This window comes from Halomonas sp., assembly GCF_014859505.1.
Taxonomy (GTDB): domain Bacteria; phylum Pseudomonadota; class Gammaproteobacteria; order Pseudomonadales; family Halomonadaceae; genus Halomonas.
On sequence record NZ_JACUUD010000101.1, the window covers coordinates 1 to 9,844 of the forward strand.

Below are 9,844 nucleotides of genomic sequence, written 5' to 3' on the forward strand. Positions count from 1 at the left end.
ATGACCATGACCGAAAACCTGGAGCTGGTATCGGCCAACAAGAGCTTCGGTGGCTGGCACAAGCGCTACCGCCATCGCTCCCGGGCGCTGGACTGCGAGATGGTCTTCGCCATCTACCTGCCGCCCCAGGCGGAGACCGAGCGGGTGCCGCTGCTGTGGTGGCTCTCCGGGCTGACCTGCACGGACGAGAACTTCATGCAGAAGGCCGGTGCCCACCGCCTCGCCGCGGAGCTTGGCATCGCCATCGTCTGCCCCGACACCAGCCCGCGGGGCACCGATCTTCCCGGCGAGCATGACAGCTACGACTTCGGCTCCGGCGCCGGCTTCTACGTCAACGCCACCCGGGAGCCCTGGAAGAAGCACTACCGCATGTACGACTACGTCACCGAGGAGCTTCCCTCGGTGGTGCGCCAGCACTTCCCGGTGAACGGCCGCGAGTCGATCAGCGGCCACTCCATGGGCGGCCACGGGGCGCTGGTGATGGCCCTGCGCCGGCCCGGCCACTATCGCTCGGTGTCGGCCTTCTCGCCCATCGTCAATCCGTCGGAGTGCCCCTGGGGCCAGAAGGCCTTCGAGGGCTACCTGGGCGAGGATCGCGGCAAGTGGACCCAGTACGATGCCTGCGAACTGGTGGCCCGCGGCGCCTCCAGCCAGCCGCTGTTCATCGACCAGGGCGAGGCCGATGACTTCCTCGAGGAGCAGCTCAGGCCCGAGCGGCTGGAGGCGGTGTGTGCCGAGCACGACCACCCGCTGACCCTGCGTCGCCAGCCCGGCTACGACCACAGTTACTATTTCATCGCCACCTTCATCGAGGACCATCTGCGCTATCACGCCGAACGCCTGCACAAGAATCGCTAGGGCGTTGAGGCTGGCGCGTTGAGTCAGCACCGACCTCCCGCCTCCCGTGCCACCGAACGAGCCCGTATACTGGCCGCTCAGGGTCGGGTTCGCGGGGCGAGAGGCAGTGGGTCGAACGACAGTGGGAAGGATAACCATCAGGGCGTGGGGGCGCCGCCTGTGGGGCTGGGCGTGGCGGACGCTGCTGGGCTTCGTGGTGCTCTCGGTGCTGCTGGTGCTGTTGTTCCGCCAGGCCCCGGTGTTCGGTTCCATGGTGATGGTGGAGCGCAAGGTGCAGTCCTGGATCGCCCGGGAGCCCATCGAACTTCGCCATCAGTGGCGCCCCTGGGGTGAGCTCTCCGACCATGCCAAGCTGGCGGTGATCGCCGCCGAGGACCAGCGATTCCCCGAGCATCGCGGCTTTGACCTGGTGGAGATGCGCCGCGCCTGGGAGTCTAACCGGGCCGGGGGGAGGCTGCGTGGGGCCAGTACCCTGAGCCAGCAAACCGCCAAGAACCTCTTCCTGTGGACCGGGCGCAGCTGGGCGCGCAAGGGGCTGGAGGCCTGGTTCACCCTGCTGATCGAGAGCCTGTGGCCCAAGCAGCGCATCCTCGAGGTCTACCTGAACATCGCCGAGTGGGACAGCGGCGTGTTCGGCCTGGAAGCCGCGGCCCAGCACTATTTCGGCGTCTCCGCGGGCCAGCTGAGTGCCGCACAGGCCAGCCGCCTGGCGGCCATCCTGCCCAACCCGCGGGGCTGGGATGCGGCCCGGCCAAGCGCCCACGTGGAGCGGCGCAGCGCCTGGATCCGCCAGCAGATGAACAACCTCGGTGGGCCGGCCTATCTCGAGCGGCTTTGAAGCCCCACCTGTTTCTCCAGATTCTCCATCACATGGTGTCGCATTGCGGCTGCTGCCGGCGACAGGCTGACGCCGGCCCGGCAGATCAGCCCGATTCGACGCTCCAGCCGGGGCTCCGCCAGCGGCAGGAAGCGCAGCCGGGCATGCTCCTCCTGGAAGGCCAGGCGCGGCAGGGTCGTGATGCCGATGCCCGCCTCGAGCATGGCGGTCAGCGAGATCATGTTGGAGATGTACAGGGCACTGTGCTCGAGGAGTTCGGAGGCGGGTGAGCCCTCGAGCAGCCGCGAGGTGCCGTTGCGGATCAGGGCGTGTCCGGCCAGCTCGCGCCAGTGCAGGCGGTTGCGCCCTGCCAGGGGATGGTCGTCCCGGCATACCACGCCGATCTCGTCTTGCAGCAGCGGGATGAAGTCGAGCCCCTCCTCGGCCTGCCAGAGGCTAGTGATGCCCAGTTCCACTTCTCCGCTCAGCACCCTCTGGCTCACCAGCTCGGAATGGCCATCCTGCAGGTTGATCTCGATGCCCGGGTAGTCGATCACGAAGCTTGCCAGGATACCGGGCATCAGGCGGCTGGCCACCGAGGGCACCGTGGCGATGTCGACGCGCCCGGCCTGATGGCTGGCCATGGCCAGAGCGTCTCGGCTGACCCGGTCGTGGTGGGCGACCAGTTCGCGAAAGCGCGGCAGACACCACTGCCCGAAGGGCGTCAGCGCTGCCTTGCCGTTGCCCTTCTCGAACAGGGGCTGTCCGAGGCGCTCCTCGAGGTCGCGCACCGCCATGGAGATCGCCGGCTGGCTGCGATGCAGATGCCTGGCCGCGGCATGGAAGCCGCCCTGGTCGGCGATGGCCAGCACGCAGCGCAGCGGCTGGAGCTTGAGTTCGGGCAGCATGGTAAGTTGTCCTGATCATTTCATCGGATTTATTGATTATCCTTATCTTGGTGGCTCTCCTAGGATGGCGTCAACGCTATCCAGGAGGTATCCCATGTCCCAGTCCCATCCGCTTTTCATTGCCGGCCAGTGGCGCGAGGGCGAGAGCGCCATCGCCAACCACAACCCCTCGGACACCAATGACCTGATCGGCCACTACGCCCAGGCCAGCGTCGCCCAGGTCGGCGAGGCCATTGCCGCGGCCCGGCAGGGCCAGCGCGAGTGGGCCAGGAGCGGCCTGGAGCAGCGCTATGCGGTGTTGATGGCCATCGGCGACGAGCTGGTCGCCCGCAAGGACGAGCTGGGCCACCTGCTCTCCCGGGAGGAGGGTAAGCCGCTGGCCGAGGGGGTGGGCGAGGTCTACCGCTCGGCACAGTTCTTCCACTACTACGCCGCCGAGGTGCTGCGCCAGCTCGACGAGCGGGTGGACTCAGTGCGACCCGGCGTCGAGATCGAGACCCGCCGCGAGCCGGTCGGCGTGGTAGGCGTGATCAGCCCCTGGAACTTCCCCATGGCCACGGCGGTATGGAAGATCGCCCCGGCGCTGGCTTTCGGCAACGCGGTGGTCTTCAAGCCGGCCAACCTGGTGCCGGCCAGCGCCTGGGCGCTGACCGAGATCATCAGCCGCCAGGCGCTGCCGCCCGGCACCTTCAATCTGGTCATGGGCCCCGGAAGCAGCGTCGGCGATGCCCTGATCTCGAGCCCCGACATCCAGGCGCTGAGCTTCACCGGCTCGCTGGAAGTGGGGCGGCGCGTGGCGGCGGCCACTGCCGGCAACCTGGTGAAGTGCCAGCTGGAGATGGGCTCCAAGAACGCGCTGATCGTGGCCGACGATGCGGACCTCGACCTCGCCGTGGAGGCGGCCTTTGCCGGCGCCTATTCCGGCACCGGGCAGAAGTGCACGGCCTCCTCGCGGCTGATCGTCACCGAGGCGGTCCACGACGCCTTCGTCGAGAAGCTCATCGCCCGCCTGGACCGGGCGACGGTGGGCCATGCCCTGGCAGAGGGCGTGCAGATCGGCCCGGTGGCGGATGCCCGCCAGCTCGAATCCAACCTGGCCTGGATCGAGCGGGCCACGCAGGATGGTGCCAATTTGGCTTTCGGCGGCGAGCGTCTCGAGAGGGAGACCCCGGGCTACTACATGGCGCCGACCCTGTTCACGGATACCACCAACGACATGGCGATCAACCGCGAGGAAGTCTTCGGCCCTATTGCCTGCGTGATCAAGGTCGCGGATGCCGAGGAGGCCATCGAGACCCTCAACGACACCAACTTCGGCCTGACCGCCGGCATCATCACCGACTCCCTGAAACTGGCCAACGCCTTCAAGGCCCGCGCCGAGACCGGCTGCGTGATGGTCAACCTGGCCACCGCCGGCACCGATTACCACGTGCCGTTCGGGGGGCGGAAGGACTCGAGCTTCGGTCCCCGCGAGCAGGGTCGCTATGCCCGCGAATTCTACACCGTGGTCAAGACCTGCTATGTCAAGGCTTGAGGAGCGCCCCATGTCCAAGCAAATGCTGACCGTCGACGGCCTGCAGTACTCGAACTGGTCCAGGGAGATCTTCCAGCAGATGCGCGAGGGCGGCCTCGACGCCGTGCATGCGACGCTGGTCTATCACGAGAACACCCGGGAGACCCTCACCCGGCTCGGCGAATGGAACCGCCGCTTCGAGCAGCATCACGACCTGATCATGCCGGTACTGGAGCCGGGTGACATCGAGCGTGCCCGCGCCGCCGGCAAGGTGGGTGTCTTCCTCGGTGCCCAGAACTGTTCGCCGATCGAGGACGACATCGACATGGTGGCGGTGATGCGTCGGCTGGGCCTGCTGATCATGCAGCTGACCTACAACAACCAGAGCCTGCTGGCCTGTGGCTGCTACGAGAGCGAGGACAGCGGCATCACCCGCTTCGGCCGCCAGGTGATCCGCGAGATGAACCGGGTCGGCATGGTCATCGACATGTCCCACAGTGCCGAGCGCTCCACCCTGGAGGCCATCGAGCTCTCAGAACGTCCGGTGATCATCTCCCACGCCAATCCCGAGTTCTTCCACCCGGCCAAGCGCAACAAGTCCAACCGCGTGCTGGCGGCGATCGCCGAGTGCGATGGCCTGCTTGGCTTCTCGGCCTACCCCTTCCACCTCAAGGATGGCCCGGACTGCACCCTCGAGGCCTACTGCGAGATGATCGCGCGGACCGTTGACCTGATGGGCATCGACCATGTGGGCCTGGGCACCGACCTCTGCCAGGCGCAGCCCGTTTCGGTGCTGGAATGGATGCGCAACGGACGCTGGTCCAAGGAGATGGACTACGGCGAGGGGAGCGCCAGCAATGCCGGCTGGCCGCGCCCGCTGCCCTGGCTGCGCGACAGCCGGGACTTCCCCAACCTGATCGACGGGCTGCGTCAGCGAGGCTTCGACGACACCGAGATCGAACGCATCATGGGCCGTAACTGGCTGGCACTGCTGGAACGTGCCGCGTCGCCTGTAGCCGGCTGAGACTCCACCTGACGGTTCCTCCAATAACAAGGAAAACATCATGAGTACGCCTGACAACCATCCCTCGGAAAGGCCGAATACCGGCCTTATCAACCGCTTCGGCGACCCCGTCGTCCTGGGGCTCAGTGTCGGTTTCGTCGTGCTGTTCGTCGTGCTGTCGATCATCGATGTGGAGGGTGTCGCCTCTGCCATCGGTGACGGCTTCGCCTGGACCGCCGCCATCCTCGGCTCCTACTTTCAGCTGCTGCTGCTGCTGACCTTCTTCATTGCCATGGGCCTGGCCGTGTCGCCGGCGGCCAGTGCCAAGGTCGGCGGTCTCGACACGCCGGAGCTGAGCACCTTCAAGTGGCTGTCGATCATCATGTGTACCCTGCTGGCCGGGGGTGGCGTCTTCTTCGCTGCCGGTGAGCCGGTCTACCATTTCGTGGTCACGCCGCCGGCCTTCGACACCGAGGCAGGCACGGTGGAGGCGGTTGCCGGGGCGTTGGCGCAGTCCTTCATGCACTGGGGTTTCCTGGCCTGGGCGGTGCTGGGCTCGCTGACTGCCGTGGTACTGGCGCATTCCCACTATGACAAGGGACTGCCGCTGCAGCCCAGAACACTGCTCTACCCGGTCTTCGGGCAGCGCGTCATGAGCGGCTGGCTCGGCGGGGTGGTCGATGCCTGCTGTGTCATCGCCGTGGTGGCGGGCACCGTGGGGCCGATCGGCTTCCTGGCGACCCAGGTCAGCTTCGGGCTGCATGAGCTGGTCGGCGTCGCCGAAGGGTATGGCACCCAGCTGGTGATCCTGATCGTGCTGGGTGCGCTGTATGTCACCTCGGCGGCGACCGGTATCCATCGCGGCATCCAGTTGCTCAGCCGCTTCAATGTCTTCCTGGCACTGGCGATTGCCGTCATCATTTTCCTGTTCGGTCCTACCCTGTTTCTCACCAACGCCTACCTGCAGGGCTTCGGCGAATATATGAGCTCCTTCCTGGCCATGGCCACCATGACCTCGGAAACCGCCCCGGCCTGGTGGATGCAGTGGTGGACGGTGTTCTTCTTCGCCTGGTTCATCGGCTATGGCCCGCTGATGGCCATCTTCGTGGCGCGCATCTCGCGAGGCCGCACCATCCGCCAGATGATCCTCGCCGTGGCGGTCATGGCACCCATTGCCACCACTGTCTGGTTCACGCTGCTGGGGGGCTCGGGCATTCACTACCAGTTGACCGGGGTGATCGACCTGACCGAGGCGCTCAACAACTTCCAGTTCGACGTGGCGACCCTGACCGTGGCCCAGGCGTTGCCGGGTGGCACCTTGATGGCGCTGGCGATCCTGCTGCTGACCACCATCTTCGTGGCGACGACGGGTGATTCCATGAGCTATGCCATCGCCGTGGTCTGCACCGGTCATGACCGTCCCCATGTCGGGGTGCGTGTCTTCTGGGGCGTGGCCATGTCGCTGATGGCGGCCATCCTGCTCTATATGGGCTCGGGACAGATCGGCGTGCTGCAGCAGTTCATCGTGATCACCGCGATTCCGGTCTCGCTCGTGCTGCTGCCATCGCTGTGGGCCGGCCCCCAGGCCGCCTATGCCATGGCGCGTCAGCAGGGTCTCACCACCCGGCCCAAGGTGATCGTCAATGACTAGTGCGGATATCGTCTCGGCAGCACCGCTCGGCCTGCGTCCCGCCGTTGAGGTGATGCGGCTCGAGCGGCTCGGCAGCCTGCATGCCACCCGGCTGAGCTTCGTGCGCAGCCTGGTGCGCCAGATGGCCCGGCAGCGCTGGCAGGTCAGCCGGGTGCGCTTCGACCTGGATGCCGAGGGCCATGGCACGGCCATCTACCGGCTGCAGACGCCCCACGGCCGCTACCACGGCGTGATGTTCGCCCAGCCGCTGGACGACGCACGCCGCTCCGACCGGGTCATCGCCGAGGCCTGGGATGTGACCTTCGGCCTGGTGGAGGGCGACGTCGATGACAGCCTGCTGGCGCAGATGGCCGCCAACGTGCCGCTTCAGGAGGCAGGGCGTCAGCATCCCAGGGTGCTGGTGCTGTCGCGGGCCAACAAGAGCCTGCGCAACTTCGCCCACTTCGCCGAGGCCCTGGCCCGCGGCGAGCAGCCCGACCCCGCCTGGCTGACCCGGGTCGGCTACCTCTACCGGACCACGGCGGTCTACGGCAACGGCAAGTTCGGCATCGCCGACTTCGCCCGCCTGCTGGACAACCCCGACTTCCGGCGGCCCTTCTCGGCGCAGATGGCCGGGGTCTACCTGCTGCGGCACTTCTCCATCGAGCAGGTCGAGCACCTCGCGGCCTGTCGCTCACCGGACACCGCCTGTCACCTGGCCACCGAACTGCGTCGCTACCTGGGGATCGGCAACTCCACGGGGCTCGGCATGGCGCCCTTCCTGATCAACCATCCGCAGCTGATTGCCCAGTGGGTCACCCAGCGCGAGACGGCCCTGACCCTGGCCCTGCGTCAGGCGCCGGAGGAGGCCGATCGTGAGCGTCTGATCGCGCTGACCCGCCGTGCCATGCAGCATCTCGACGAGACCGTCACCGAGGACACCGAGCAGGCCGAGCGCAATGCGGCCACGGTGGCCGCGCTGCCCGACGTGCTCACCTGGCTGGCCAGCGTGCCGCTGGAAGCCGATATCTGGCAGCAGCTGGTGGAGTGGAGTGCCCGCACTCTGCCGCTGGAGGCCCAGGAGCTGATCAACACCCTGCTGATCGAGCTCTATCCGGATCAGGTTGACGCTCTGGAGGATCACATGGGTGTCGAGGAGAACCTCGACCTGGAACCCGACATGCCGCTGATGCGCCTGCGCCAGTTGATCGAGACCCACTACGCGTGGGCGCTCGCCCATGACTATGCGAGCCAAGAGGGTGCCTACTGGTTCTGGTATCGCTCCGCCGAGAAGGAGGAACCGAGGCTGGGGGTGCGTCATGCCGAGCCCGGCGCCGAGAAGGAGATGCCCATTGCCATCGGGCCCCGCGTGGCGCGCACCCACCAGGCACTATGTGACTTCCTCGAGGACCATCCGCGGGCCACGGTGGTCGACTTCCTGCTCGAGCACCCCCGCCACAAGGAGGTGGTGCGCCGCATCCAGACCCTGGTCAGGGCGCCCTACGGCGACATCCACGCCAACCTCTGGCATCGCGACATGAAGCCGATGCACCTGCTGCGCACCAAGCTCTCCTTCTTCGGGGCCAGTCGCTTCGACCCCAAGTCGGACCGCTGGGTGCGGATCACCCTGTTCCAGGGCGCGCCGCTGGTCGAGGAGCTCAATGCCGAGCCGCAGGACCTCGCCGATTTCGACGACTGGAGCTTCCCCCTCGAGCCCGCACGGGAGAATGGCAAGTGCATGAGAATCCGGGAGGAATGAGCGAATGAAGGTCTCCTACAACGAACTTCAGGGCCTGTGTCGCAAGGCCTTCAGCGGGATCGGCTTCGAGGAGGGCGATGCCGCCGATGCCGCCGACATGGTCGCCTGGATGCAGTGTCATGGCCTGCATGGCGTCGAGCAGCTAAACCGAGGCCTGGACTACCTCCTCGAGGAGGATCCCGAGGCACGGCCGCGGCTGATCTACCAGGACGGTGACCTGGCGGTGCTCGACGGCCAGGGCCACAGCGTGCTGCGAAGCATCAGCCTGGCCACCGAGCTCGGCTTTGCCAAGGCGCGTGCCCGCGGTCTCTCGGTGGTCAAGATCCGCCGCTGCCACAACCGCCAGTTGATCATGGGTTATCTCTCGCGGCTGGCCGGGCGTGGCATGAACATCACCGCCTTCTGGCGCAATGCCCAGGAGCCTCTCACCGAGCAGGTGGTGGGCTTTCGCGCGGGCCATGCCACGCCGGAAGTGCGCGTCTACTCGGTACGCGACGTGCCCGAGGAGAATGAGCCCAACGACGGCATCACCCTGGTGATGGCCAACCACGTGGAGCTGCTGCCATCGCTGGGTGCCGACCACGACCTCGATCTGCTGGCCCGCCACTCCGAGTCGGAGCTGCTGGCCTGCCGACAGCTGGCCCTCAAGGAAGGCATCGAGGTGGACGACGCCATCTGGGCGCGCCTCAAGACCCTGGCGCACCGCATCCTGGTGGAGTCCAGCGACGCCTCCCGAGGCGGCGCCGGTGCCGGCGACCACGACAACGACTGATCCCTCCATCCTCACGAGACGCTTCCATGATCCAACCCGTCGCCACCGACCTCTATGCCGCCAAGGCCCCGCTGGAATGGGCCGTCATCGGCAATGGCATCCTCTTCACCGCACAGATACCCATCGGCGCCGATGGGGCCGTCGTCGAGGGCGGGATCGAGGCCCAGACCCGCCAGACCCTGGAGAACCTGCGCCACACCCTGGCCTGTGCCGGCGGAAGCATGGCCAGCCTGACGCAGGTGCTGATCTACGTGACCCGTCGCGAGGACCTGGCCACGGTCAATCGCCTCTACGCCGACTACGTCAGCGCGCCTTATCCCAACCGCGCGGCGATCATCGTCTCGGGATTCGCACGGGAGGAGATGCTCATCGAGATGGTGGCCTACGCGGCTGTAGATGTGGCAAGTTAAGTGGCAAGTTAACCCGCCTAACAACGAGCCCGCCATGACCGTCGAGACTCTCACTCCCAAGCGCCGTTTTCGCGGTAAGCCCCGTGGTCGCGACCTCGCACCAGTGGCGTTGGCCCTGTTGCGCGAGCTGCTCGGCGACGAGCGCAGCGACCCGGCGCTGCGCCGCCGGGATCT

9 protein-coding genes are annotated in these 9,844 nt (G+C 66.8%); 8 read left to right on the forward strand and 1 reads right to left on the reverse strand.

What is annotated here, in order from left to right:
- Positions 1-858, forward strand: an 858-nt coding sequence (gene fghA, locus IBX53_RS12345; protein WP_290909646.1) for an S-formylglutathione hydrolase, incomplete at its 5' end; no start/stop codon positions are given.
- Between the two features lie 121 nt (positions 859-979).
- Entirely contained in the window at positions 980-1,696 is a 717-nt protein-coding gene (gene mtgA / locus IBX53_RS12350; RefSeq protein WP_290909648.1) for a monofunctional biosynthetic peptidoglycan transglycosylase, read from the forward strand.
- Here the strand turns inward: mtgA and IBX53_RS12355 are convergent.
- Complete coding sequence (locus IBX53_RS12355) at positions 1,678-2,583, reverse strand: LysR family transcriptional regulator (RefSeq protein WP_290909650.1); 906 nt, start codon at positions 2,581-2,583, stop codon at positions 1,678-1,680. The two genes, mtgA and IBX53_RS12355, sit on opposite strands and share 19 nt — an antisense overlap.
- 94 nt (positions 2,584-2,677) lie before the next feature.
- On the opposite strand from IBX53_RS12355, the gene IBX53_RS12360 reads away from it, so the two are divergent.
- The 6 genes from IBX53_RS12360 to IBX53_RS12385 are packed head-to-tail and all read left to right on the forward strand — an operon-like array spanning position 2,678 to position 9,670.
- The gene (locus IBX53_RS12360; protein ID WP_290909652.1) at positions 2,678-4,117 is read left to right on the forward strand and encodes an aldehyde dehydrogenase family protein; all 1,440 of its coding nucleotides are present in this window, start codon (positions 2,678-2,680) and stop codon (positions 4,115-4,117) included.
- Positions 4,118-4,127: 10 nt separating this feature from the next.
- Positions 4,128-5,120 carry a dipeptidase gene (locus IBX53_RS12365; protein ID WP_290909654.1) on the forward strand — a complete coding sequence of 331 codons (993 nt, stop codon included), beginning with the start codon at positions 4,128-4,130 and terminating at the stop codon, positions 5,118-5,120.
- 40 nt (positions 5,121-5,160) lie between these two features.
- Complete coding sequence (locus IBX53_RS12370) at positions 5,161-6,750, forward strand: BCCT family transporter (protein ID WP_290909656.1); 1,590 nt, start codon at positions 5,161-5,163, stop codon at positions 6,748-6,750.
- A complete protein-coding gene (locus IBX53_RS12375) occupies positions 6,743-8,488 on the forward strand; it encodes a hypothetical protein (protein ID WP_290909659.1) in 1,746 nt (581 codons plus the stop codon). Before IBX53_RS12370 ends, IBX53_RS12375 begins: the two co-directional genes overlap by 8 nt.
- Positions 8,489-8,492: 4 nt before the next feature.
- On the forward strand, positions 8,493-9,260 hold the full coding sequence (locus IBX53_RS12380; RefSeq protein WP_290909660.1) for an Ldh family oxidoreductase: 768 nt from the start codon (positions 8,493-8,495) through the stop codon (positions 9,258-9,260).
- A gap of 26 nt (positions 9,261-9,286) precedes the next feature.
- Positions 9,287-9,670 carry a RidA family protein gene (locus IBX53_RS12385; protein WP_290909663.1) on the forward strand — a complete coding sequence of 128 codons (384 nt, stop codon included), beginning with the start codon at positions 9,287-9,289 and terminating at the stop codon, positions 9,668-9,670.
- The last annotated feature ends 174 nt before the right edge of the window (positions 9,671-9,844 follow it).

Excerpts from the sequence above, each read along its gene's own strand:
- IBX53_RS12355 (WP_290909650.1), bottom strand. The coding sequence starts at position 2,583 with ATGCTGCCCGAACTCAAGCTCCAGCCGCTGCGCTGCGTGCTGGCCATC.
- IBX53_RS12360 (WP_290909652.1), top strand. The coding sequence starts at position 2,678 with ATGTCCCAGTCCCATCCGCTTTTCATTGCCGGCCAGTGGCGCGAGGGC.
- IBX53_RS12365 (WP_290909654.1), top strand. The coding sequence starts at position 4,128 with ATGTCCAAGCAAATGCTGACCGTCGACGGCCTGCAGTACTCGAACTGG.
- IBX53_RS12370 (WP_290909656.1), top strand. The coding sequence starts at position 5,161 with ATGAGTACGCCTGACAACCATCCCTCGGAAAGGCCGAATACCGGCCTT.
- IBX53_RS12375 (WP_290909659.1), top strand. The coding sequence starts at position 6,743 with ATGACTAGTGCGGATATCGTCTCGGCAGCACCGCTCGGCCTGCGTCCC.
- IBX53_RS12380 (WP_290909660.1), top strand. The coding sequence starts at position 8,493 with ATGAAGGTCTCCTACAACGAACTTCAGGGCCTGTGTCGCAAGGCCTTC.
- IBX53_RS12385 (WP_290909663.1), top strand. The coding sequence starts at position 9,287 with ATGATCCAACCCGTCGCCACCGACCTCTATGCCGCCAAGGCCCCGCTG.